This is a genomic window from Nesterenkonia muleiensis (assembly GCF_003600155.1).
Taxonomy (GTDB): domain Bacteria; phylum Actinomycetota; class Actinomycetes; order Actinomycetales; family Micrococcaceae; genus Nesterenkonia; species Nesterenkonia muleiensis.
In genome coordinates this window covers 64,968-89,337 of sequence record NZ_QWLD01000048.1, presented here as the reverse complement: position 1 = coordinate 89,337, position 24,370 = coordinate 64,968, and the positions used below count along the sequence as shown (strand labels likewise).

The following is a 24,370-nucleotide window of genomic DNA, read 5'->3' as shown; positions in this document are numbered from 1 at the left end:
CTCCAGCACTGCGCGCGGCACAAAGTTCTCCGAGGCGATCATCTCCAGCGTCCCGCGCTGACGCCCCAACTCACCAGCCACCACCTCCGCAACCTCCGGATCCACCTCAGACAACGAAAGAACATTAATATTCGGCTGGTCATTGTTCAACGGCATAAGGGCACTCCTTTGCGACGGGGAAATTAGGGGCAGACGGGATATCTACTGGTCAATGAAAGCTGCGTAGGCCTCAGCGGTCATCAACTGCGCTGAGCACTGGTCCGTTGCTCTAAGCTCAAAAAGCCAACCGGCCCCGTAGGGTTCTGAGTTGATGGTCTCCGGAGCATCCTCCAGGGTGTCATTGAGTCGTACCACCTCGCCGGAGAGCGGGGTGTAGATATCAGCCACGGACTTGGTGGATTCAATCTCTCCCACGGCCTCACCGGCATTGATCTCTTGGCCCACCTCAGGAAACTCCACGTACACCACCTCACCCAAGGAGTCCTGGGCGTAGTCAGTGATGCCGATACGCACCACCCCGGGCTCTGCGGTCTCAGCGATCCATTCGTGTTCAGCGGTGTATTTAAGGGACTCAGGGATACTGTTCATGAAAAGTTCCTCCAATATGAGTTGTGCAGGTATTCCGCCATCAGCATTCGACAACGTTGACGGCCAGCCCACCCAGGGCTGTCTCCTTGTACTTATGGGACATATCTTTGCCGGTCTCACGCATGGTGGTGATGACATCATCGAGACTGACTCGGTGGTCACCGTCACCCATCAGCGCCATCCGTGCTGCGTTGACTGCCTTGGTGGCAGCGATGGCATTGCGTTCGATGCAGGGCACTTGCACCAGTCCGCTGATCGGGTCGCAAGTCAGCCCCAGATTGTGCTCCATAGCGATCTCGGCAGCATTCTCCACCTGCTCGGGCGAACCACCGAGAACCTCGCAGAGACCGGCGGCAGCCATGGAGGAGGCCGAACCAACCTCCCCCTGGCACCCCACCTCCGCACCAGAAATGGAAGCCTGCTCCTTGTATAGAACTCCCACAGCAGCAGCGGTCAGCAAGAACCGTGTGACAATACTGCGTAGATCCTGCTTATCTACAAAGCTGGCACCAGGTCCATAATGGGTGGCGTAGAAACCCACCGCAGGGATGATGCCGGCCGCACCATTAGTAGGGGCAGTGACCACCCGGCCGCCCGAGGCATTCTCCTCGTTGACGGCCAAAGCCACCAGGTTCACCCATTCCTGCCAATAGGCATGAGAACGCTCCGGGTCATCCCGCCACATCTTGGCATACCACTCCGGCGCCCTGCGGCGAACCTTAAGCCCACCCGGAAGATACCCTTCACGCTTCAACGCGGAATCTTTACAGGCTTCCATAACCTCCCACAGGTGCCACACCTCATCGATCACCTGTACTTCGGCCCGCTTAGTGCTGACATTCTCTGCGGCAGCCCGCCGTACCGTCTCATTGGCTAGCATCACTTGTGAGACCGTCAGCTGCTTCCGCGCACAGTGGGCGAACAGCTCCTCAGAGGTACGGAATGGATATGGGATATGCACGGTATCGGGTGAGACCTCTGTACCGGTTTCTTCGGAGTCAGCGACTACGAATCCGCCACCAACTGAGTAGTAGGTCTCCTCGGCCAGCAGTTGGTCCTCGGCGTCCACCGCACGCAGAGTCATCGCATTGGAATGCCGCTCCAGATGAGTCAGCGGCCGCTGGATGAAGTCCTCCACCCGGAGGGTGAGATCGCTGCGGTGGCCCAGCTGAGCAGCTACTTGCACTGTGCCGGAAGACTCAATAGCGGCCTTACGCTTGTCCACCTGTTCGGGCAGGATTTCCTCCGCTGCCCAGCCCTCCAGGCCCAGAAGGATCGCATCGAAGGTCCCGTGCCCGGCACCTGTGGCTGAGAGCGAGCCGAAGAGCTCCACCTGAATACCGGCCACCTGGTCTATTACCAACGCAGACCGGGCCGCCGCCTGAACCTCCCCAGAGGAACCGGAGCCGGGGGCGTCATCCTCCACCACCAGGTGCTCGACCACAAACCGCCGAGCAGCCCGCATCGGGCCCACCGTATGTGAGGAAGAGGGGCCAACGCCTACGCTGAAGAGATCAAACAGTCCTATCCCGCTCATAGGGCATCACTGCCCACGCGAATCAAGCCGATTGAGCCGAGCGAAGTGCCGGTCAGGGCACTTCCGAGGCGATTGAAGGCGCTGAGTGCGGTCATCGTGATGACCGTACGTAGAACGGCGGCTTGACCACCTCGAAGGGGATCGGCTTGCCTCGGACGTCCACCTGAAGCTGGGTGCCCGGCTCGGTGTGGGCCACGTCCACATAGCCCATAGCGATCGCGTGGCCCAGAGCGGGGCTCGGCGCCCCGGAGGTGACCTCCCCAACAGGGGCGCCATCGGGCAGCTGGATCTGGTGGCCGGTGCGGGCTGCACGCTTGCCTTCCGCCTTCAGGCCGACCAGGCGTTGGCCGGTGGTCCTGCCCAGCCCCTCGGCCTTGGCCTGCTCAAGGGCGGCCCGGCCCACGAAGTCCTCTTCCTTGGAGAAGGCCACCACCGGCAGTCCGGCCTCCTGCGGCTTCCGGGAGGCAGTGAGCTCATTGCCATAGAGCGGCATTCCTGCCTCCAGGCGCAGCGAATCCCGGCAGGCCAGTCCGCAGGGGGTCAGCCCGAAGTCGGTCCCGCCCTCGAGCAGGGCGCGCCAGAGCGCACCGGCTTTGTCATGGGGCAGGTAGAGCTCGAACCCGTCCTCCCCGGTGTAGCCGGTGCGGGCCAGCAGGATCTCCTGGCCGCCGATGGTCACCGTGGTATGGGTGTAGTAGCTGAGGGACTCCACCAGCTCGATCTCATCGGCGCGCACCAGGGATGAGATGATCGCGGCACTGGTGGGGCCCTGGACGGCGATCAGGCTGATCCCCTCGGACTCGTCCCGTACCTCAACCTCGAACCCGGCGGCCCGCGCAGTCAGCTCCTCGGCCACAGTCAGCCGGTTGGCGGCATTGGGGATCACCAGATACTCCTGCTCACCGATTCGGTAGGTGATCAGGTCATCGAGGATCCCGCCCTCGGCGTTGACGATCAGCGAATACTTCGCCTTCCCCGGTTCGATCTTCGCGAGGTTGCCGACCAGGGCGGTGTTCAGGAAAGTGGCGGCATCGGATCCGATCACCCGCACCTCGCCCATGTGGGAAAGATCAAAGATTCCGGCGGCGCTGCGCACCGCCTTGTGCTCCTCCAGCTCAGAGGTGTACTTCAGCGGCATCCGCCAGCCGCCGAAGTCCGTGAAGGAAGCACCTAGTGCCTCATGCTCGGCGGCCAGGGCGGTCTCTTTCAGCTCAGTCATCGTGACTCCTTGCCTCGAGTGCGTGATCTGTGCAGCTTTTCTGTCTCTGAGGGGCCCGAATTACTGCACAGATCACGCACTCGGCAGTTTTGGTGGGGCGGTGGGGTGATAGGCCGGGGTGATCGGGAGTAATGGGAGGGTCAGGGTCAGTCGATCTCAAATGCTTCGGGCGGAGGGCAGGAGCACACCAGGTTCCGGTCCCCGTGCGGGCCGTCGATCCGGCTCACCGGCGGGAAGTACTTATCCGGCCCGAACCCTGCACCGTGCAGCCCCGGGACCGGGAAGGCGGCCTGCTGGCGGGTGTAGGCGCGGTCCCAGTCATCGGCAGCCAGCACCGCAGCCGGATGCGGGGCGTGCTTCAGAGGTGAGTCGGCGGCGTCATACTCTCCGGCGATCACCTGCTGGATCTCGCCGTGCACTGCGATCATCGCCTCGATGAACCGCTCAATCTCCGCCAGGTCCTCCGACTCGGTGGGCTCGACCATCAGGGTCCCGGCCACCGGGAAGGCCAGGGTGGGGGCGTGGAAGCCGTAGTCGATCAGCCGCTTACAGACATCCTCGGCGGTGATCCCGCTGGCCTTGGTCAGCTCCCGCAGATCCAGGATGCACTCATGGGCCACCAGGCCGGACCCCCCGGTGTAGAGGATGGGGTAATAGTCCCTGAGCCGGTGGGCGATGTAGTTGGCGCTCAGCAGGGCATGGGCGGTGGCGCTGGTCAGGCCCTCTGCGCCCATCATGGCCAGGTAGGCCCAGCTGATCGGCAGCACCCCGGCCGAGCCGTAGGCGGTGGAGGTCACCGGGGCAGGGCCAGATGACGACGCTCGATTGAGCCGAGCGGAGACCGGAGACCGCTCCGAGTCTCCCGAGGCGATTGAGGAGCGTGAGCGAAGCGACGCCGCGGCGGGGCTTCCCGGCAGGAAGTCCAGCAGGTGCTCGGCCACCGCCACCGGGCCCACGCCCGGCCCGCCCCCGCCGTGCGGGATGCAGAAGGTCTTGTGCAGGTTGAGGTGGCTGACGTCTCCGCCGAACTCACCGGGCCGGGCCAGGCCCACCAGGGCGTTGAGGTTCGCGCCGTCGATGTAGACCTGTCCCCCGGCGTCATGGATCTTCTTGCAGACCTCGCGGACATCGGATTCGTAGACCCCGTGGGTGGAGGGGTAGGTGATCATGATTGCAGCGATCCGGTCCGGGTATACCTCGATCTTCGCGTCCAGATCCTCCAGGTCGATGGTGCCGTCCTCGGCAGTGGCCACCACGGCCACCTGCAGCCCCGCCAGCACTGCGGAGGAGGCGTTGGTGCCATGGGCGGAGGCGGGGATCAAGCAGATGTCCCGGGCGGCGTCGTCATTAGCCAGGTGGTACTGGCGGATGGCCAGCAGCCCGGCGTACTCGCCCTGGGAGCCGGCGTTGGGCTGGATGGAGACCCCCGCGTAGCCGGTGACCTCGGCCAGCCTGGCCTCCAGATCGGCGATCAGGGAGCGCCAGCCGGTGGTCTGGTGCTCCGGGGCGTAGGGGTGGATTCCGGCGAACTCGGGCCATGAGATGGCCTCCATCTCGGTGGCGGCGTTGAGCTTCATGGTACAGGAGCCCAGGGGGATCATGGTGCGGTCCAGGGCCAGGTCCCGGTCAGCAAGTTTACGCAGGTATCGCATCATCTGGGTCTCCGAGCGCACGGAGTGGAAGACCGGGTGGGTCATGTACTCGGACTCACGCACCAGCTCATCAGCGAAGGCATAATCGCCCTCGAACTCCACGGCGTCGTAGAGCTCTGCGGCCCGGCTGGGCTTCTCCACCAGGCCGAAGGCGTAGGCGAGCAGGTACATCTCACGGGTGGTGGTGGTCTCGTCTGTGCTGACGCCGATGGTCTGCGGACTCACCTGGCGCAGATTGATCCCGGCGCCCTCTGCCTTGGCCATCACCGCCTCCGCGGTCTCTGCGTCCGGCATGCGCACCTGGACGGTGTCGAAGAAGGACTCGGCCACCAGCTGGTGGCCGGCGGCGCGGAGGATCTCGGCCAGGGCGCGGGCCTGGGTGTGCAGCCGGCGGGCGATCCGGGCCAGGCCCTCAGGGCCGTGGTAGACGCCGTACATGGAGGCGGCCACGGCCAGCAGGGCCTGGGCGGTGCAGATATTGGAGGTGGCCTTCTCGCGGCGGATGTGCTGCTCACGGGTCTGCAGTGCCAGGCGGTATCCGGGGCGGCCCTCGGCGTCCTTGGAGACTCCCACCAGGCGGCCGGGCAGCTGGCGCTGCAGCCCGGAGCGTACGGCCATGAACGCAGCATGCGGGCCGCCGAAGAACAGCGGCACGCCGAAGCGCTGGGAGCTGCCCACTGCGATATCGGCCCCCTGCTCACCGGGCGGGGTGATCAGGGTCAGGGAGAGCAGGTCGGCGGCCACCGCCACTAGCGCGCCGCGCTCCTTGGCCTGGGCGATCAGCGCCCGGTGGTCGGTGACAACACCGGAGTTGCCCGGCTGCTGCAGCACCACGCCGCAGATCTCTCCCTCGGGGAGGCCCTCTGCGGCAAGGTCTGTGAACTGCAGCTCGATGCCCACAGCCTCGGCCCGGCCGGTGATCACGGCACGGGTCTGCGGGAAGATATCCGAGTCGACCACCACCGGGGCATTGCCCCGCTTCTTATTAGCCCGGCGCATCAGCAGGATGGCCTCGGCCACGGCGGAGGCCTCGTCCAGCAGGGAGGCGTTGGCGATCTCCAGGCCGGTGAGGTCGGCCACCATGGTCTGGAAGTTCAGCAGCGCCTCCAGGCGGCCCTGGCTGATCTCCGATTGGTAGGGGGTGTAGGCGGTGTACCAGGCCGGGTTCTCCAGCACATTGCGCAGGATCACGCTGGGAGTGTGGGTGCCGTAGAAGCCCTGGCCGATCATCTGGGTCTTCACCTGGTTCTGCGCGGCGTAGCGGCGCAGCGCCTCCAGGGTCTGGGACTCGCTCAGGGCGGAGGGCAGGTTCAGCGGTTCGGACTGCCGGATGTTGGCGGGAACAGCGGCGTCCACCAGGTCGCTGAGGGATGCATAGCCCAGGGCCTCAAGCATGGTCTGAGAGGACTCAGTGGTGGGGCCCATATGGCGGGCGGCGAATCCGCCGGGAATCGAATAAGTCATACGGTCAACCTTACGGGCAGAGGATGAGGACAGTCAGTGCCCCTTACTCTGTGGCTGACCTGAGAGATTCACCGGGACCGTTCCCGGCTTGCACCGTGGGTGAGAGGGATCAGTGACCCCCTGCTTTCCAGAGTTGCCACCCCGCTGCGGTCCATCAGTGTGACCTGGCCTGAGAGATTCGGAGGGGACTCCTTGCTCCTTCGGCGCCGGCTGCCTGTGAGCTGAACCGGACTCTTCCGCATCAGGGACGTGGCCTGTATTCAATTAGTTCCATCTTGCCACATCCTTGGCAGGAGGTCACGGCACGTTAAGCTGCCGGCTTGGCTGCCGCGGCATGCGGAGAGGTAAAACCGCAGCGGGCCGGGCCCCGTATCGGGACCCGGCCTCACAGCAGTTGGTCAGCGTGGCTTGAGGGTCACACCTCTGCGGGTTCGTTGACCTGGTTGACGCTCTGCTTGTCCTCACCGGAATCGGATTCTTCGACGACGGGGACCAGGCTGAGCTTTCCGCGGTCGTCGATCTTGGAGAGCTCGACCTGGATCTTCTGACCCACGCCCAGGACGTCCTCGACGTCGTTGACCCGCTTGCCGTCGTTGAGCTTGCGCAGCTCGGAGATGTGCAGCAGGCCGTCCTTGCCGGGGGTGAGGCTGATGAATGCCCCGAAAGTGGTCAGCTTCACCACCGTGCCCAGGTAACGTTCGCCGACCTCAGGAACCTGAGGATTGGCGATCGCGTTGATCGCCGAACGGGCGGCCTCGGCGGACTCCCCGTCGGTAGCGCCGATGAGCACCGTGCCGTCGTCCTCAATGGAGATGTCGGTGCCGGTGTCCTCCTGGATCTGGTTGATCATCTTGCCCTTGGGACCGATGACCTCGCCGATCTTGTCGACCGGAACGGTGACGCTGATGATCCGCGGGGCGAACTGGCTCATCTCGTCCGGGGCCTCGATGGCCGCGGTGATCACACCCAGAATGTGCAGCCGCGCCTCACGGGCCTGCTTCAGCGCCGCAGTAAGCACGCTGGCCGGGATGCCGTCCAGCTTGGTGTCCAGCTGGATGGCGGTGACGAATTCGGAGGTTCCGGCCACCTTGAAGTCCATATCGCCGAAGGCGTCCTCAGCGCCGAGGATGTCGGTCAGTGCGGCGTAGCGGGTCTCACCGTCGACCTCATCGGAAACCAGACCCATGGCGATGCCGGCCACCGGGGCGCGCAACGGCACACCGGCGTTGAGAAGGCTCAGGGTGGAGGCGCAGACCGACCCCATGGAGGTGGACCCGTTGGAGCCCAGCGCCTCAGAGACCTGGCGGATGGCGTAGGGGAACTCCTCGCGGGAGGGCAGCACCGGCACCATGGCACGCTCAGCGAGGGCACCGTGACCGATCTCGCGGCGCTTCGGAGAACCCACCCGGCCGGTCTCACCGGTGGAGTAGGGCGGGAAGTTGTAATTGTGCATGTAGCGCTTCTTGGTCTCCGGCGACAGACTATCGATGGATTGCTCCATCTTGAGCATGTTCAGTGTGGTGACACCCATGATCTGGGTCTCGCCGCGCTCGAAGATGGCCGAACCGTGGACGCGCGGCAGGACCTCGACTTCGGCGGTGAGCTGGCGGATATCCGCCAGACCGCGGCCGTCGATGCGGACCTGGTCGCGCAGGATGCGCTGACGGATGACCTGCTTGGTCACCGATCCCAGAGCCTTGCCGATTTCAGCCTCACGACCCTCAAACTGGTTGCCCTCGCCTCCGAGCTCAGCAACCAGTTCGGCCTTCAGCTCAGCATCGGCGGCCTCACGCTGCTGCTTGTCGGCGATCTGGTAGATGCTTGCCAGCTTCTCCTCGGCCTTAGCCTTGACCGCCTCCAGCACATCGTCCTGGTAGTCGGAGAAGATCGGCACCTCCACCGGCTCCTTGCCGGCGCGGGCGACCAGATCGGCCTGCGCCTCGCAGAGCACCTTGATGAAGGGTTTGGCGGCCTCCAGGCCCTCGGCCACGATCTCCTCAGTGGGCGCTGTGCGTCCCTGCTCCTTGATCAGCTTCCAGGAATCGTCGGTGGCTTCGGCCTCGACCATCATCACCGCGATGTCATCGCCGACGATCCGACCGGCGACCACCATGTCGAAGACGGCGGTCTGCAGCTGGGAGTGCTTGGGGAAGGCGACCCACTGGGCACCGTCGCCATTGTCGATCAGTGCCACACGCACACCGCCGATGGGGCCGGAGAACGGCAACCCGGACAGCTGGGTGGAGACTGAGGCAGCGTTGATGGCCACCACGTCGTAGAGATCATCAGGGTTGATGGACAGAATGGTTTCGACCACCTGCACTTCATTGCGGATGCCCTTGGTAAAGGCAGGGCGCAGCGGGCGGTCGATCAGCCGGCAGGCCAGGATCGCATCAGTGGTGGGGCGGCCCTCGCGGCGGAAGAAGCTTCCGGGGATGCGGCCGGCGGCGTACATCCGCTCCTCGACGTCCACGGTCAGCGGGAAGAAGTCGAAGCCCTCACGGGGTGACTTGCCGACGGTGGTGGCCGAGAGGATGGTGGTCTCCTCGTCCAGGGTGACCAGCGCCGAACCGGCGGCCTGCTTGGCCAGCCGTCCGGTCTCGAAGCGGATGGTGGATGTGCCGTACTGGCCGTTGTCGATCACGGCCTCGGCGTAGTGAACCTCAGGTCCCTGCATGGAAAAAGGGTTTCCTTTCGTAGTGCTATTTGCCAAGGGGTTGTCTCCCCTACTACCGCTGGGCTCTTCCCTGCGGCAAGCAAACCAACACAGCGCACCGAGAATCCTCGGTGCAATACGAGCCGAACCGGAGCAAGGCGGTCTTCGATCGAAGCTCACGGGTGCGGGTGCCGTCACGCACTCCCGTAAGCCACTACCGAGGACCGGACCATGCGTCGTCGTCGGTTCTTCAGCTGTATCGGCTATCTACAGTCTCGCACACAAAAATGGGCAACCCCAGCAGGGGCCGCCCATTTCTCTGCGCCGAACGTGCTCAGCGGATGCCGAGACGTTTTTTCAGGTCACGGAACCGCTCGATGTCAGTGCGCTCCAGGTACTTGAGGAGACGACGACGACGGCCGACCAGAATCATCAGCCCACGGCGGGTGTGGTGATCCTGTTTGTGCTCCTTGAGATGCTCAGTGAGATCGGAGATCCGACGGGTCAGAACTGCGACCTGCACCTCAGGGGAACCGGTGTCGCCCTCAGAAGTCGCGTACTCCTTGATGATCTGCTGCTTGACAGCGGGATCCAAAGCCATGGATATGCTCCTCATTTGGTGTACCGCGTTCAGGAATCCGGTCTCAACCGGGTGCCAGCCACCGCGGACTGCAGCGGGCAACCCCACTACTTTACCCCAACGGCCGGCTCGGCGCCACGCTGAACCGAGCGGCCAGTCTTGGCTCGCGCTGAGTACCCGGCATCGGCGAGAGCCCTGAGCATCTGCACTGCCGGGCGATGGTCACTACGGCGAGTGCACAGCTCGATCCGGCAGGGCTCTGCGTCCACCAGGGGGACGAAGACCACGCCGGCGTTGCTGGCACGCCGCCCGACCGACCTGCCGGTGATGAGCACATGCCCCGAGCCTGAATCCGCAGCGGTGCGTACGCTGGCGACCGCTTCGTGGATTGTTGATACTGACGGACCGTAACGCACTGGCCGGCCTGAAGGACGCGGGTCGATGACCCACCAGCGTGTCCACTCAGCCGGGGCGGTTGCGGACGTCACCACTTCCAACTCGTCGATCTGGTCCACAGTCAAGGACTCCCGCTGCGCCAGGGCCGAATGCTGAGCCAGAACAGCAACACGCGGCTCAACCGTCACCACACGAATATCCAGCAGGCTGGCCTCTACTCCTGAATGCGGTGGGCGAGCGAAGGAGACATCCACAGCGCCGTCAACCAGAGCAGCCACCTGGTCTTCCCAATGCAATTGACGGTACTCAGCCCGAACATCGGGGTTCTCGCTGTGGAAGCGGTCGAGCAGTCGGCTTTCGGCCTGCGAGTAGCCATCGATGAAACCGATGGTCAGCAACCCGGCGCCAACGCCGCGAGCGGCCTCCACCGCAGCCCGGGAGGCTTCCAGAGCACGCGCTGCCTGGTGCATGAAACGCTGCCCAGCCGGTGTGGCGACCACGGGGTGGCGCGTCCGGTTCACCAGCCGGACTCCAAGGTCCCTCTCCAGTCGGTTGATCGACTGGGTCATGGCAGAAGGCGTGACGTGGAGACGCTGAGCGGCGCGGCCAAAATGACCCTCGTCCAGAAGTGCCTCCAGTGCGCGCACCTGAGAGAGATTGAGTTCAGCAGTCACAGCTACCTCTCTGCAGAAGTACGCATTAAGCCAGAGCTAAATGCGGCCACGATTTTGTCAATATACACACTACGTGCTCTATGTCACATTATCAGTAGGGCCGCAGGCACCTGCGAAATATCAGCCGATATCGCCCCACGCACGATTGTTCAGCTCAACACCCCTCTCGCTCAGCCGGGAGGCACCCTCACCCAAGGAGCACCACCATGACCACCGCCGTACCCACCCAAGACTCCACTCAGCCCCAGACCGCCTACGAACGCGAGTTCGTCAACATGATGGACGACGTCGACCAGCTGATTGATCAGACGGAGAATCCACTGCACCGGAAGATCCTGATCAACTACCGCCGGCATGGGCTCCTGGAGGTCGCCGGGCGCTACGAGGAGCTGCTGGCCCCTGATATGACCGTGGAGCACCCCCATTACCGGATCTTTGAAAGCGGCGAGGCGGTGATTCTCGACGGTATGGATACGGTCCGGGATTTCTACCGGTCTCTGGCGGAGATCGACATGCTGGTGATGTGGACCGGCAAACAGAGCATGGCCGTCGGAGACTTCGGCTTCTCCGGGGAAGCGGAGTTCAGCCAGTTCGTCCCCGCCGCGATGCTGGGCGACAACGTCTTCGGCAACGTAGGACAGGCCTCAACGGACTCCCTAGATAGCGATCGCTGGTTTCTGGTGCGGCGGACGTTGGCATTCTTCTGGCCCTACGACGAGACCGGGCGCATGATCGGCGAGCATGTTTACGAAGACTCCGCCTCGAAAGTGGTGACAGAAGTCGACGCCTCTGAGGTGATCACCGGACAGCGGGCTGCTGAACTGCTCAACCCCATCATCGACAAGTACCCGCTGCCGAAATGATCAGCCTGGGCGCACCCGTGCGGTGTGGAGCCCGGTGATCTGCCGAAGCTCCACGGCGTCGTCGTTCGCCAGACCGAGATCGCCGTGGAGATAGTCTGCGAGGTTGGCGCGGCGTCTGGCCCGCTCGGCGTCGGCGGCGGAAAGCCATGAGCTCAGCGTGGTGGCATAGCGGAAGAGTTCCGCAACGGTCAGTGTCCGCTGCCAGCGGTATTCGGTGCTCTGCACGGGGGTAAACAGGGCGGGGTCCAGAGTGGGCTGCCATTCCCGGCGGTAGACGTCACCGGCGCGCATCACCCGGGTCAGCCGGTGCACGGTAGGGTCTGCGGTGTCCAGGTAGTTCCAGATCAGCGCCAGCGCCCCTTGTCCGCCCAGCAGCCGGGCCGCCTCCGCCTGGGCTGCTGCCGGGTCGAACCAGTGCCAGGACTGGGCGGCCACCACGATATCGGCACAGCCTCCGGGAAGCCCGGTCTGCTCGGCCGGGGCACACCGGGCTTCCACTGTTGCCTGGGCGCGGCTGGGTATTGTGGTGCGATCCTCTCGGGTTCTTTCTGCGCTCTGTTTCCCGAGCATCTCTTCGGATGTGTTCAGAAGGGCGTCGAGCATCGGAGGACTGGGCTCCACGGCGACCACGTGGGCTCCGCGGTCCAGCAGCTGGCGGGTCAGAATCCCGGTGCCCGCGCCCAGATCCACAACAGTTGTCAGGCGCCCTCCTTCCAGCGGACCACCAGACTCAACGCCAGCAGCACCAGTCTCAGGGGCCTCTTCCACATCAGTGCCGCCAACCCCATAAGGCCTGTCTGCAAGTGCGAGGACGTCACCGACAGCCTGATCCGGATAGCGGGGGCGGACAGCGTCGTACTCCAGCGCTTCGTCTGCCGATTGTTCGGCGAATGAAGTACCCAGCTGCTGCCGGCGCTGATCGCTGACGATCTGCGGCTGGGCGTCCGAGCGACGCTTAGGCCTGTTCGGCTGGCTCATGGTACCCCTTTAGGGCAGCGGCCGCTGGAGACCGGCAGGAGCGTCCAGGAGCACCTGACGGGCCTCACCGACATCCTGGTGCATCTGGGTCACGAGCTTCTCGACGCCCTCATAGGCGACCATGCCGCGCAGCCGGTCCACGAATTCGACCCGGAGGCGCTGGCCGTAGAGGTCGAACTCCTCCACGGGCTCATCCGGCCGGTCAAGAACATGGGCCTCGACCACCCGCTGGACACCGTCAAAGGTGGGGTTGGTGCCGACTGAGATCGCAGCCGGCCACCGGTGCGCCTGACGGTCGGTGACCCAGCCTGCGTAGACACCGTCAGCGGGGACCATGCCTTCGGCCTCCTGGGAGAGATTGGCAGTGGGAAACCCGAGCTCGCGGCCCCGCGCCTCACCGTGGACCACCTCGCCGGCCACAGTGTGCGCTCTGCCGAGCATCTGGGCCGCTGCTGCGACGTCCCCCTCGGCAAGGGCCCGCCGGATCGCCGTGGAGGAGCAGCGGGCAGCCGGCTCCTGAGCCTGAAGACCGTCCACCGGGAAGTCCTCAACCCCTATCACCTCGAAGCCGAAGCGCTCGCCGAGCTGAACCATGGTGCCGAAATCGCCCTCATTGCCGCGGCCGAAACGTACATCATGCCCAACCACCACCACCACAGGGTTGAGGGCCTCCACAAAGTAGCGGCGGACGAACTCCGCGGCGGTATGCGCTGCCAGCTCCTCGGTGTAGTTCATGACCACCGCTGCCTCAAGTCCGCTGGCCTGCAGCCGGGCAAGCTTCTCGGCTGTGCCGGTGAGCAGATCCGGTGCTGAGCCCGGGCGGTGGATGAAGGCCGGATGCGGGTCGAAAGTGATGGCCACTGTGGCAGCACCCCGGGCATGTCCGATGGCCTGCAGCTGCGACAGCACATGCTGATGTCCCAGGTGCACGCCGTCGAAGTTCCCAATAGTCAGCGCTGTCGGCCCCAGGTCGGCGGGGACATCGTTGAGCCCATGGTAAATATGCACGGCGTCCATACTACGTTCTTGATCCGGTGCCAGATTCTCCCCGCCTCGACCGCTCCTGCGGCTGGGGCATAGATCGTCCAGCACTCAGTGAGCAGATCGGTGCTTGAGCAGCCAGAAAAGCCCCACAAAGGGCAGCACCAGCGGGATGTACCCATAGTCACGGCCAAAGCCGCCCCAGACCGTGGCAACCTCGAACAGCTCAGGCTGCATCAGGGTCCACGCGCCCACGCCGATGACCCCGACCATCTCGATCAGCACCGCCACCAACGCCACCTTCCACGCGACGGTCGTGGTCCGCGCTAGGGCCAGGGCGGCCAGAATGTAGACCGCTGCGGCGAACCCCGAGAGACTCAGGGCAAGCGGCGCATCGGCGAACTGCACCTTGTCCTGCTGGGGGAACGGGGTGATCTGATAGAACGCACGAGCGAAAGCGCTCACGGCGAAGATGCCGTAGGCAGTAATGATCAGCATGCCCACACCACGGTTTCGCGGCGTTGACCGTCCGTTGTCAGAGCTCACAGCGCGCTTCCCCACCAAATCACCTCCAGCCGGTAGACCATCACGAACACCACCAGTCCCACAAAGCTCATCACCAGATTCGACCAGCGGGTCTTGTCCACCATGGCCCAGATGAACACTCCCACCGGCAGCAGCAGGGCGGTGATGATGTAGCCCCAGAACTCCCAGGCCTCGCCGAGGATCGCCGCGCCCATCGCCTGGCGGATGCCGGCGTAGATCCCGTAGACGATCAGGTACAGCTCGATGGCCGCCAGGCTGATGATCGAGGAGTCCGCCGGATGGCTGCGCAGCACTGTCATCACCCAGCAGATCAGTGTCGAGAGGGCACAGATCACCGTACCGACAAGGAACATGACAGTGGGGGTCTCCACCACCGCATCCATCTGGGTCTCCTCTCACTGATTCGGACCCAGAGAATTCTACTGCGCAAACACCAGCTCGGGTTTCGCGTGCAGCGCCGCCGGACCGGAGAGCGCCACCTGGGCCGCATCAGGGGACGACGACGCCCCCGGCTTGGCCGGGATATCCCTGAGCAGGGCAATCAGCTCACCGCTGGGGGCGAAGGCCGCCGTGAGCTCCTCACGCTTCGGTGCACCCGGCTCGGGGACAGGCTCAAGAACCTTGCTCTGGACGCCTGAGGCGCTGGCCGTGATGCGGCGGCCGTGCCGGAGGTGTTCAGCCTCCTCCTCGCTGAGCCGCCGCACGGGGAACAGCTGAGCAGCCGCCTCGGCCAATCCGATGTAGCCGAAGTCCTCAGCCAGTTGGTCCAGACTCAGGCACTGGTCCTGACGGTAGGGACCTACTGCGATGCGGCGCAGCGCAGTCAGGTGCCCACCGGTCCCTAGCAGCTCCCCGAGGTCGCGGGCCAGAGCCCGCACGTAGGTGCCGGATGAGACAGCGACCTCGATGTCCAGGTCGATCTGTTTTCCACCCTCATGCCGCCGGAGGCCGTGGACCTGAAACTGGTGAACGGTCACCGGCCGGGCATCGAGCTCGACCTCCTCGCCGGAACGGACACGGTCATAGGACCGGCGTCCGTCGACCTTGATGGCGCTGACGGTGCTGGGCACCTGCATGATCTTCCCGGTGAGCCGGGCTACCGCGGCATCGACCTGCTCTCCGGTGACAGCGTTGGCGAACCGGGTGGCGACCAGCTCGCCCTCGGCGTCGTCGGTGGTGGTGGACTGGCCCAGCCGGACGGTGGCCGTGTAGGTCTTGCCCACCCCCACGATATGGGTCAGCAGGCGGGTGGCCCGGTTGATGCCGATCACCAGAACTCCGGTGGCCATCGGGTCCAGGGTGCCGGCATGTCCGACTTTGCGCGTGCCGGCGAGCTTGCGGACCTTGCCGACCACGTCATGGCTGGTCCAGCCTGCAGGTTTGTCGACCAGAACCAGCCCCGAGCCGACTTCCAGCTCCTCAGGCCTCTGCCGCTTACTCATACTGTTCCTCGAGGGTTCAGTGCTGCTCCCCCCGGCTGCGATAGGCCTCAGCGTCAAGCGGGTCGGCGTCTCCTCGGAGATTCTTCACCCGCTCATCCTCCTCACGGGCCTTGCGCAGCAGATCTTCCAGGTGTGCGGCGGACTCCGGAATCTCATCGGCCACGAACTCCAAGGTGGGCGTGAGCCGGATGCTCAGCTGCCGGCCAAGCTCGTGGCGGAGCGCCCCACGGTTAGTCTCCAGCAGGCGTGTTCCGGCGGCCTTGTCCTCCTCGTCCTCGGCAAGAACCGTGTAGTACACCGTGGCGTGCTGCAGGTCGTTGGTGACGCGGGCATCGGTGATCGTGATGGTCTCGGCCCGGTCGTCCTTCACCCGGGTGCGGAGTGCTTCGGCCACGATCACCTTGATGCGTGAGGCCAGTCGTGATGCACGTGCAGGATCGGCCATGGTGGTCTCCTCTCAGAGATGTTGTCTCAAGCCTATCCGGGGACCGCTCAATAGCGATCCCCGGACGCTTTAGGTGTGAAGGCCGCGGCCACAGCATGCGGCCGAGGCGGACCCCTGACATTGGGGACCCTCGGAAACGCATGGCGTTTGCGTGGGCCATGTCAGGGACCGAGCGCGGCATGTACGCGCCGGCAGGACCAGTGCTGTCAGGCGCGTGGAATCTCCCGCATCTCCCAGGTTTCGATGATGTCGCCCTCGCGGATGTCGTTGAACGAGCCCAGGCCGATGCCGCATTCGAAGCCGTCGCGAACCTCAGTGGCATCGTCCTTGAACCGGCGCAGCGATTCGATGGAGAGGTTTTCACCGACCACGCTGCCGTCGCGCACCAGGCGCGCCTTGGCGTTGCGGCGGATGATGCCGGAGCGGACGATCGACCCGGCGATGCTGCCGAACTTGGAGGAGCGGAAGACCTCACGGATCTCCGCGCTGCCAAGTGCCACCTCTTCGTACTCCGGCTTGAGCATGCCCTTCAGCGCTGCCTCGATGTCATCGATGGCGGCATAGATGACCGAGTAGAAGCGCATGTCCACGCCCTCGCGGTCGGCCAGCTCGGTGACCCGCTCGGCCGGGCGGACGTTGAAGCCGATGATCACCGCGTTGTCCACAGTGGCCAGGTTGACGTCGTTCTGTGTGATGGCTCCGACCCCGCGGTGGATGACGCGCAGCTGGACCTCGGCCCCGACATCGATCTTGAGCAGGGCATCCTCCAACGCCTCCACGGCACCGGAGACATCGCCCTTGAGAATGAGGTTGAGGGTGTCGATCTTGCCCTCAGCCACAGCCTGGTCGAAGTCCTCCAGCGTGATGCGCTTGCGGCGCTTGGCCAGCAGCGCGTTGCGCTCGGCAGCCTCTCGCTTCTCAGCGATCTGGCGGGCGGTGCGGTCATCACTGGTGACCAGGAAGGAGTCACCGGCGCGCGGCACAGTAGACAGACCCAAGACCTGGACCGGCCGGGAAGGGGTTGCTTCCTCGACCAGGTCGCCGTTCTCGTCGAACATGGCGCGGACACGGCCGAAACCGGTGCCGGCGACCATGTTGTCGCCTACCCGCAGGGTGCCCGACTGGACCAGCACCGTAGCGACCGGGCCGCGGCCCTTGTCCAAATGAGCCTCGATGGCGACGCCGCGAGCCTCCTTGTCCGCATTGGCCTTCAGCTCCAGGGCGGCATCGGAGGTCAGCAGGACCGCCTCGAGCAGCTCATCGATGTTGAGGTTCTGCCGTGCGGAGACGTCGACGAACATGGTGTCGCCGCCGTACTCCTCGGGGATCAGCTCATACTCAGTGAGCTGCCCGCGGATCTTATCCGGCGCCGCGCCCTCTTTGTCGATCTTGTTGACCGCCACCACCACGGGCACATCGGCGGCCTTGGCGTGGTTGAGTGCCTCTACCGTCTGCGGCATCACACCGTCGTCGGCAGCGACCACCAGCACCGCGATATCGGTGACCTTGGCGCCGCGGGCACGCATGGCGGTGAACGCCTCGTGACCGGGGGTGTCGATGAAGGTCAGGGCACGCTGCTCGCCCTCATGCGGAACCTCGACCTGGTAAGCGCCGATGTGCTGGGTGATGCCACCGGCCTCGCCCTCGGTGACGTTGGAGGAGCGGATGGCGTCCAGCAGACGGGTCTTGCCGTGGTCGACGTGACCCATGACGGTGACCACCGGCGCACGGTCAGTGAGGTCTTCCTCGGATTCCTCGGCGGCCTCTTGGTCCAGGTTGATGCTGAAGGACTCCAGCAGCTCCCGGTCCTCGTCCTCGGGTGAGACGATCTGCACCTGATAGCCGAGCTCCTCGCCCAGCAGGTGGAACGTCTCCTCGTCCAGGGACTGGTTGGCCGTGGCCATCTCGCCAAGCTTCATCAGCACAGTGATCAGCGCGGCCGGCTCGGCATTGATCTTCTCAGCGAAGTCACCGAGGGATGAACCACGACGCAGCCGCACCACAGTGCTGCCATCGCCCTTGGGAACACGCACACCGCCGATCTCACGGGTGTGCTTCTGCTCCAGCTCCTGGCGCTTGGCGCGCTTGGACTTCCGCGCCTTGGACTTGGAGCCGCCGCGCCCGAAGGCTCCGGCTGCGCCACCACGGCCGCGTCCGCCGCCGCGTCCGCGCGGGGGGCCGCCTCCGGGAGGTCCGCCGGGGGCGCCGCCACGGCCCGGGGCGGGACTCTGCCCGGGCATCATCGACGGTTTGGGAGCTCCGGGACGCGGACCGGGGCGGCCCTCGGAACCGGAGGGGCGGGGCGCGCCGGGGCGGGGTCCGCCGGAACCGCCCGGCCGTCCTCCGCCGCGGTCTGCCCCGCGCATGCCCTGACGGGAAGCATACGGGTTGTTGCCCGGGCGGGGGCCGCCAGGTCGCGGTCCACCGGGGCGGGGGCCGCCGCCGGAGCGGGGCGCCTCACGCTCGGAGGCCAGGCCGAACGGGTTGTTCCCGCCGCTGCGCGGCTTAGGGCCGCCCGGCTTCGGCCCTGGAGTCGGAGGCTTGGGAGCCCCTGGCTTAGGCGCTGGTGAGGAGGACTGGGGAGGTGTGGGCTCCGCCTGGGGCGCCTCCGGCTTCTGAGGCGCCGGGGCGGGATCGGGCTGAGCTGCCGCCGGTGTGGCTGCCTCGGGCTCGGCCGCCGGCGCCGGCTTCTCATCGGCAGGGGCTGCCGACTTTTGGGGAGCAGGCTTGGGGGCCGGCTTGGCCGGTGCGGGCTTCTCCGGTGCCTTCTCCGACTGGGGGAAGGCAGCGCGCAGCTTCTTGGCTACGGGAGGCTCAACAGTCGAGGATGGGGATTTGACGAACTCGCCCATCTCCTGGAGCTTGGCGAGTGCTTCTTTGGAAGAGACGCCGATCTCTTTGGCAATCTCATGTACGCGGGCCTTGGCCACTGTTCTCCTTGTCTGGCCCGCGCGATGCCCCGCCGACCAAGCGGGGCTTGATATCAGCGGCTCATCGGATCAGGCCGTATAGCGTGCTTGATTCCGTGACGGTATGAATGGTGCTCATCACTGGGCGCTCATCCGTCGGTGCTCATCGGGTGTTCATCTCTTTCCAACCCGCTTTCCTCTGTGTTTGGTCATGTGTTCGATGTCTTCGAACGCTAGCTGCGCCACTGAGACCGGCCGGCGGAAGGCCCGGTTGAAGGCCCTGCGCTTGAGCGCGGTCTCGAAGCATTCACTGCTCGGGTGGAGCCAGGCACCTCGGCCCGGCATCCGCCGTTCGGCGTCCAGCACCAGCTGGTCGCCGTCGAGCACGAATCTGACGGCACTGTCCTGCTCAGTCTGGGATCGGCAGCCGATGCACGTCCTGATCGGGACCATAAGAGTCTATCAGTGCGGTCAAGGTCAGAGGGCTGCGGCGGCCGTCTGGGCGTCGTCAGCCGCAATGTCGATCCGCCAGCCGGTCAGTTTGGCTGCCAGGCGGGCATTCTGCCCCTCTTTGCCGATGGCCAAGGAGAGCTGATACTCCGGCACTACGGCTCGAGCGGAGCGAGTGGCCTCATCTAGAACCGTGACGGAACTCACTTTGGAGGGCGAGAGCGCATTGGCGATGAACTGCGCCGGATCCTCGTGGTAGTCGATGATATCGATCTTCTCATCGTTGAGCTCAGTCATCACCGCGCGCACCCGAGAGCCCATGGCGCCGATGCAGGCGCCCTTGGCGTTGACGCCGTGCTGGGTGGCCCGCACTGCGATCTTGGTGCGATGCCCGGCCTCCCTGGCGATAGAGGTGATCTCCACGGTGCCGTCGGCAATCTCCGGGACCTCGTGGGCGAAGAGCTTCTTTACCAGTCCCGGATGAGAGCGGGACAGGGTGATCTGCGGTCCCTTGAACCCGCGGTGGACGTCCACCACAAAGGCCCGTAGACGTGAACCGTGCGAATAGGACTCCCCCGGCACATGTTCCTGGGCCGGCAGGTCGGCCTCGACTCCGCCGATGTCCACCTTCACGATGTGCGGGCTGCGGTCCTGCTGCACTATGCCGGAGACGAGCTCGCCCTCTTTGGACTTGAACTCTCCGATGACCGAATCGTCTTCCGCATCGCGGATGCGCTGCATGATCACCTGGCGTGCGGTGGAGGCAGCGACCCGTCCGAAGTTCTTGGGGGTGTCGTCGAACTCTCCGATGACATTGCCGTTTTCATCCAGCTCTTTGGCGAGGATGGCCACACGCCCGGTTTTTTCGTCGATCTCGGCGCGCGCGTGCTGCAGCGCACCGGGGCTCTTGTGGTAGGCGAGGACCAGTGCCTGCTCGATGGCAGGCATCAGCCGCTCAAGGGGGATCTCACGCTCTTGGACGAGCATGCGCAGGGCGCTCATATCGATATCCACTTGTGCCTCCGGTCAGTCTGCCCTGTGGGTTCGGGCCGCGCGCCGCCGCACCGCGGCCGCGTATTACGGTTCCGTGTGAGAAAACTCTACCTGGACGCGGGCACGAGCGATGGATTCGAAGCTGATGTGTGTGTCAGCACCGATCTTCGGCTTCATGCCTTTTTTCGGCGGCGGCGTGATCTCGGCGACCACAACGCCTTCCTCGTCCACATCTTTGAGCCGCGCAGTCATCGCAGCCGCGCCTGCGGGCCGTGCTTGCGCAGTGCGGTCAATCTCCAAGACCCGCCCAATGTTACGCCGGAAGTGCCTGGGCTCGGTCAGCGGCCGAGTGGCGCCGGGGGTGGTGACCTCCAGTTCGTAGTTCTTCAGCCCAGCCAGCGGTGCGGCGGCGTCATCGGCCCGGCTCTCCGCCTTGTCCAACACCACTGAGAGAGCCTCGGAGAGCCCGGCGATGGTGTCCAGCTCCACGTTCGCCGTGCCGTGCAGGTGATCGACCACCACCTGCAGTGCAGTGCGCTCTCCCTTGGTGGCCAGCACCAGCTCTTCGAGATAGAGCCCATGGGCGGTGACGGTCGGTTCGACCAGGGTGGCCAGCTGCTGGGAGCGGGCGTCCTTGAACCGGTGTGCGGCTGAGGCGCGTGGTGGAACTGCCATATGTCTCATTGTGCCAAACAGGCAGCGCGCTTCAAGCCGATTAGACTCGTTGACATGACCACACGCCTGTCCCAGCTTTTCCTGCGCACTCTGCGCGACAACCCTGTTGATGCCGAGGTGGCCAGCCACCGGCTGCTGGTGCGCGCCGGCTATATCCGCCGTGCGGCCCCGGGGATCTATTCCTGGCTGCCACTGGGGCTGAACGTGCTGCGCAGGATCGAGCAGGTGGTGCGCGAGGAGATGGATGCCATCGGGGCTCAAGAGGTCCATTTCCCCGCCCTGCTGCCGAAGGAGCCCTATGAGGCTTCCGGACGGTGGAAAACCTACGGCGACGGCATCTTTGTGCTCGGGGACCGGAAGTCGGAGGAGGTGGAGCCGCGGGTCCGCCGGCCCAACTATCTGCTCGCACCCACCCATGAGGAGATGTTCACCCTGTTGGTGAAGGACCTGTACAGCTCGTACAAGGACCTGCCGGTGAACCTCTACCAGATCCAGACCAAGTACCGCGATGAGGCCCGCCCGCGCGCCGGGCTGCTGCGCGGTAGGGAGTTCATCATGAAGGACTCCTATTCCTTCGCGGTGACTGATGAGGACCAGCAGGCCGCATACGCCGCCCACCGTGCGGCCTACATCCGGATCTTTGAGCGCCTGGGTCTGCCTGCGGTACCAGTGGCCGCCGACAACGGGAACATGGGCGGATCCGCCTCTGAGGAGTTCCTCTTCCCGTGTGAGATCGGCGAGGACACCTTTGTGGAGTCCGACGGCGGCTACCGGGCCAATGTGGAGGCGGTCACCAGTGTTCCGCCTGAGCCGGTGGAGTACGACGACGCCCCCGCCGCGGTGGTACACCACACCCCCGGCACGGACACTATTGAGACTCTGGTGGACGCGGCCAATGCTGACCATGGGCGCCAGGACCGGGCCTGGACTGCCGCCGACACGCTGAAGAACGTGGTGGTCGCGGTGGTGACTCCCGAAGGTGAGCGCCGGGTGGCCGTCATCGCCGTGCCTGGCGATCGCGAGGTGGACCTCAAACGGGCGGATGCCACGATCGGCGCCAAGCTGGGTGTTGCCGGGGAGGTCTCCGTGGAGGCCGCGGAGGCCGCAGATCTGGCGAAGAATCCTGGTCTGGTGCGTGGCTACATCGGCCCCGGGCTGAGCCTGGAAGCGCCCTATCTGGGTGCCGAATCCGCTACCGGGATCCCTTACCTGGCCGATCCCCGGATCGTTTCCGGCAGCCGGTGGATTACCGGGGCCAACGCGCAGGATCAGCATGTCTTCGGCCTGGTGGCCGGCCGCGACTTCACCTGGGACGACACCATCGAGTCCGTGGTGGTGCGCGACGGCGACCCCGCCCCAGACGGCTCCGGTCCGCTGACCACCCGCCGCGGCATCGAGCTGGGCCATATCTTCATGCTCGGCCGATACTTCTCTGAGGTCCTGGACCTGAAGGTGCTGGATGAGAACGGCAAGCAGTCCACCGTGGCCATGGGTTCCTACGGCTTCGGCGTCACCCGGGCGATGGCGGCGCTGGTGGAGGCCAATCATGATGACAAGGGCATCATCTGGCCCTCGACCGTGGCGCCGGCCGATGTCCACCTGGTGGCCACCGGCAAGGGCTCAGAGGTCTACGAGGCTGCTGAGAAGCTGGCCTCTGAGCTGGATTCGGCCGGGCTCAAGGTCATCTACGACGACCGGCCCAAGGTCTCCCCCGGAGTGAAGTTCGGCGATGCCGAGCTGCTAGGCGTGCCGACCATTGTGGTGGTGGGCCGCGGGCTGTCCGAGGGAAAGATCGAGGTCAAGGACCGGCGCAGCGGCGAGGCGCAGAATGTCGCCCTCGACGACGCAGTCCCTCACCTGATCGAGCGCGCCGCTTCACTCCTCTGAAGACTCCTCTGCTCCTCACCCAGTCAGCAGATCTCACCCTTTCATACGCCTGTTGACCAGTCCTACTCTCATGGGTGTAGTACCGGTCAACAAGTGTCTGAACGTTGCCGTATCCGGGTTTTCCACAGATCTGCAGCACCCCCTGGCCGCCCTGGGCGATGTTGATCAGAATGGCAGGATGGACTGGGATTCGCAGGACAATGACCCACCGGGAAAGGCCTCGATCGTGACCGCCGTTCGCACTTTTGGCGGGAGCCATACCGGGGAGCGGCTCAGCAGAGAGGTCCAGCACGGACGCATGCTCCGGGTCCGCCGCGGTCAGTACGTCAGCTCTGCGGCATGGCTGCTGAGTCCACCCTGGGAACGGTTTCTGATCGCCGCAGCCGCCACCGGCATTCAGCACCGTCATGCGATCTTCTGCCGCGAGACGGCTCTGGCACTCCACGGGGTGCCCTTGCTGCGCTCTCCTCAGGTAGTGAATCTGCGCACGGACAACGCCGGCTATTCTGGATACCGGAGCCCGGGCAGCATGACCGGCAGCGCGCCCTGTCAGACCCTGCACACGCTCTGCGCCGCCCTCTCCTCTGCCGCAGGGCGGAAACTCGTTGCCGACCGTGACTTCAAGAGCTTCGGCACCCGACGCCACCTGACTCCCCTGCCGCTGCGTAACCCCGGCGGCAGGCAGAACACCTCGGCCCGCGCCAGCTATCTGGGCGCGCTGACCCGTGTACTGCCGCCGGCTACCGATCATTTCGAGTCCCAGAGTGCCGTCGTCGTCGAGCCCCTGGAGCTTGCTGTTCTGGACACTGTCTGCGCCACGGAGGATTTCGCGGCCGCTGTCAGCATCCTCGACGCTGTCAAGGCAGGCAGGTGCCAGGACCGCAGGCCGCGCACGCTAGAGGATTTTGCACCCTGGAAGACAGTGATCCCGTCATCGCGGGCGCTGCGGCGCTGGTTGGTGGCCTGGGAATTCGCCGACGCCCGCAGCGGATCGGTGGGAGAGTCATGGTCTCGGGTTCTGATGCACCAGGGAGGTTTCGCGGCTCCGGAGCTGCAGAAGCACATCCGGCTGCCTGACGGCAGCACCGCGCTGCTGGACTTCTGCTGGGAGGCCGCCGGGATCGCCGGAGAGTTTGACGGCGACCTGAAGTACCGGCAGGCCCAGCGGCTCAGCGGACAGGATCCAGCAGGTGCGGTGATCAGCGAGAAGAAGCGCCAGGACCAGCTGGTGCGCCTAGGCTACAGGCCACTGCGCTGGTTCTGGAATGACCTGCAAAACGGCCCGACGTTCTGGCGCCTGCTGCAGAAGGCCGGCGTACCGCGCACCCGCTGACGCACCCTTGCTCTTTGCCATTCATACTGCTGTTGTCAGTTCAGACGCCCATGAGTGTCGGAACTGACAACAGCAGTATGAGCGGCGGCCCCAGAGCTCGCG

20 protein-coding genes, 1 pseudogene and 1 riboswitch are annotated in these 24,370 nt (G+C 65.1%); of the genes and pseudogenes, 3 read left to right on the top strand and 18 right to left on the bottom strand.

Features of this window, described 5'->3' with window-relative positions:
* The 8 genes and pseudogenes from DVO78_RS14610 to DVO78_RS14575 form a co-directional block, all read right to left on the bottom strand.
* Positions 1 to 156 (bottom strand): annotated as a pseudogene (locus DVO78_RS14610) (serine hydroxymethyltransferase); the annotation flags it as partial.
* 45 nt (positions 157 to 201) lie between these two features.
* Positions 202 to 588 carry a glycine cleavage system protein GcvH gene (gene gcvH, locus DVO78_RS14605; RefSeq protein ID WP_120005840.1) on the bottom strand — a complete coding sequence of 129 codons (387 nt, stop codon included), beginning with the start codon at positions 586 to 588 and terminating at the stop codon, positions 202 to 204.
* A gap of 40 nt (positions 589 to 628) precedes the next feature.
* A complete protein-coding gene (locus DVO78_RS14600; RefSeq protein ID WP_120005838.1) occupies positions 629 to 2,125 on the bottom strand; it encodes an L-serine ammonia-lyase in 1,497 nt (498 codons plus the stop codon).
* 91 nt (positions 2,126 to 2,216) lie between these two features.
* Positions 2,217 to 3,344, bottom strand: coding sequence for a glycine cleavage system aminomethyltransferase GcvT (gene gcvT / locus DVO78_RS14595; RefSeq protein WP_120005836.1), 1,128 nt, complete (start codon positions 3,342 to 3,344; stop codon positions 2,217 to 2,219).
* A 146-nt stretch (positions 3,345 to 3,490) separates the two neighbouring features.
* Positions 3,491 to 6,460 carry an aminomethyl-transferring glycine dehydrogenase gene (gene gcvP, locus DVO78_RS14590; RefSeq protein WP_120005834.1) on the bottom strand — a complete coding sequence of 990 codons (2,970 nt, stop codon included), beginning with the start codon at positions 6,458 to 6,460 and terminating at the stop codon, positions 3,491 to 3,493.
* Between the two features lie 137 nt (positions 6,461 to 6,597).
* A riboswitch (glycine riboswitch) is annotated at positions 6,598 to 6,709 on the bottom strand.
* Between the two features lie 166 nt (positions 6,710 to 6,875).
* The gene (locus DVO78_RS14585; protein ID WP_120005832.1) at positions 6,876 to 9,137 is read right to left on the bottom strand and encodes a polyribonucleotide nucleotidyltransferase; all 2,262 of its coding nucleotides are present in this window, start codon (positions 9,135 to 9,137) and stop codon (positions 6,876 to 6,878) included.
* A 313-nt stretch (positions 9,138 to 9,450) separates the two neighbouring features.
* Positions 9,451 to 9,717 (bottom strand): 30S ribosomal protein S15, encoded by a 267-nt coding sequence (gene rpsO, locus DVO78_RS14580; RefSeq protein WP_120005830.1) that lies wholly within the window; start codon positions 9,715 to 9,717, stop codon positions 9,451 to 9,453.
* A gap of 86 nt (positions 9,718 to 9,803) precedes the next feature.
* Entirely contained in the window at positions 9,804 to 10,766 is a 963-nt protein-coding gene (locus DVO78_RS14575) for a LysR family transcriptional regulator (protein WP_120005828.1), read from the bottom strand.
* 206 nt (positions 10,767 to 10,972) lie between these two features.
* Between DVO78_RS14575 and DVO78_RS14570 the strand changes: the two genes are divergently transcribed.
* A complete protein-coding gene (locus DVO78_RS14570; protein ID WP_120005826.1) occupies positions 10,973 to 11,629 on the top strand; it encodes a hypothetical protein in 657 nt (218 codons plus the stop codon).
* Here DVO78_RS14570 and DVO78_RS14565 read toward each other — a convergent pair whose 3' ends face one another.
* The 10 genes from DVO78_RS14565 to DVO78_RS14520 all read right to left on the bottom strand — a co-directional run bounded on the left by DVO78_RS14565 (position 11,630) and on the right by DVO78_RS14520 (position 21,048).
* Positions 11,630 to 12,607, bottom strand: coding sequence for a class I SAM-dependent methyltransferase (locus DVO78_RS14565; RefSeq protein WP_120005825.1), 978 nt, complete (start codon positions 12,605 to 12,607; stop codon positions 11,630 to 11,632).
* Positions 12,608 to 12,616: 9 nt separating this feature from the next.
* A complete protein-coding gene (locus DVO78_RS14560) occupies positions 12,617 to 13,624 on the bottom strand; it encodes a bifunctional riboflavin kinase/FAD synthetase (protein WP_120005823.1) in 1,008 nt (335 codons plus the stop codon).
* 75 nt (positions 13,625 to 13,699) lie between these two features.
* Positions 13,700 to 14,134 (bottom strand): hypothetical protein, encoded by a 435-nt coding sequence (locus tag DVO78_RS14555; RefSeq protein WP_238385331.1) that lies wholly within the window; start codon positions 14,132 to 14,134, stop codon positions 13,700 to 13,702.
* Positions 14,131 to 14,517 carry a hypothetical protein gene (locus tag DVO78_RS14550; protein WP_238385330.1) on the bottom strand — a complete coding sequence of 129 codons (387 nt, stop codon included), beginning with the start codon at positions 14,515 to 14,517 and terminating at the stop codon, positions 14,131 to 14,133. Before DVO78_RS14550 ends, DVO78_RS14555 begins: the two co-directional genes overlap by 4 nt.
* A gap of 36 nt (positions 14,518 to 14,553) precedes the next feature.
* Complete coding sequence (gene truB, locus DVO78_RS14545; RefSeq protein ID WP_120005819.1) at positions 14,554 to 15,576, bottom strand: tRNA pseudouridine(55) synthase TruB; 1,023 nt, start codon at positions 15,574 to 15,576, stop codon at positions 14,554 to 14,556.
* Between the two features lie 16 nt (positions 15,577 to 15,592).
* A complete protein-coding gene (rbfA, locus tag DVO78_RS14540; RefSeq protein WP_120005817.1) occupies positions 15,593 to 16,021 on the bottom strand; it encodes a 30S ribosome-binding factor RbfA in 429 nt (142 codons plus the stop codon).
* Positions 16,022 to 16,227: 206 nt separating this feature from the next.
* Complete coding sequence (infB, locus tag DVO78_RS14535; protein WP_120005815.1) at positions 16,228 to 18,951, bottom strand: translation initiation factor IF-2; 2,724 nt, start codon at positions 18,949 to 18,951, stop codon at positions 16,228 to 16,230.
* Positions 18,952 to 19,104: 153 nt separating this feature from the next.
* Positions 19,105 to 19,383, bottom strand: coding sequence for a YlxR family protein (locus DVO78_RS14530; protein ID WP_120005813.1), 279 nt, complete (start codon positions 19,381 to 19,383; stop codon positions 19,105 to 19,107).
* A 24-nt stretch (positions 19,384 to 19,407) separates the two neighbouring features.
* Positions 19,408 to 20,394 (bottom strand): transcription termination factor NusA, encoded by a 987-nt coding sequence (nusA, locus tag DVO78_RS14525; RefSeq protein ID WP_120005811.1) that lies wholly within the window; start codon positions 20,392 to 20,394, stop codon positions 19,408 to 19,410.
* A gap of 63 nt (positions 20,395 to 20,457) precedes the next feature.
* The gene (locus DVO78_RS14520; RefSeq protein ID WP_157984064.1) at positions 20,458 to 21,048 is read right to left on the bottom strand and encodes a ribosome maturation factor RimP; all 591 of its coding nucleotides are present in this window, start codon (positions 21,046 to 21,048) and stop codon (positions 20,458 to 20,460) included.
* 54 nt (positions 21,049 to 21,102) lie between these two features.
* Here DVO78_RS14520 and DVO78_RS14515 point away from each other — a divergent pair, with 54 nt between their 5' ends.
* Both DVO78_RS14515 and DVO78_RS14510 read left to right on the top strand, forming a co-directional pair.
* Positions 21,103 to 22,935 carry a proline--tRNA ligase gene (locus DVO78_RS14515; RefSeq protein WP_120005807.1) on the top strand — a complete coding sequence of 611 codons (1,833 nt, stop codon included), beginning with the start codon at positions 21,103 to 21,105 and terminating at the stop codon, positions 22,933 to 22,935.
* Between the two features lie 178 nt (positions 22,936 to 23,113).
* Entirely contained in the window at positions 23,114 to 24,268 is a 1,155-nt protein-coding gene (locus DVO78_RS14510; RefSeq protein WP_162301599.1) for a hypothetical protein, read from the top strand.
* Positions 24,269 to 24,370: the final 102 nt, after the last annotated feature.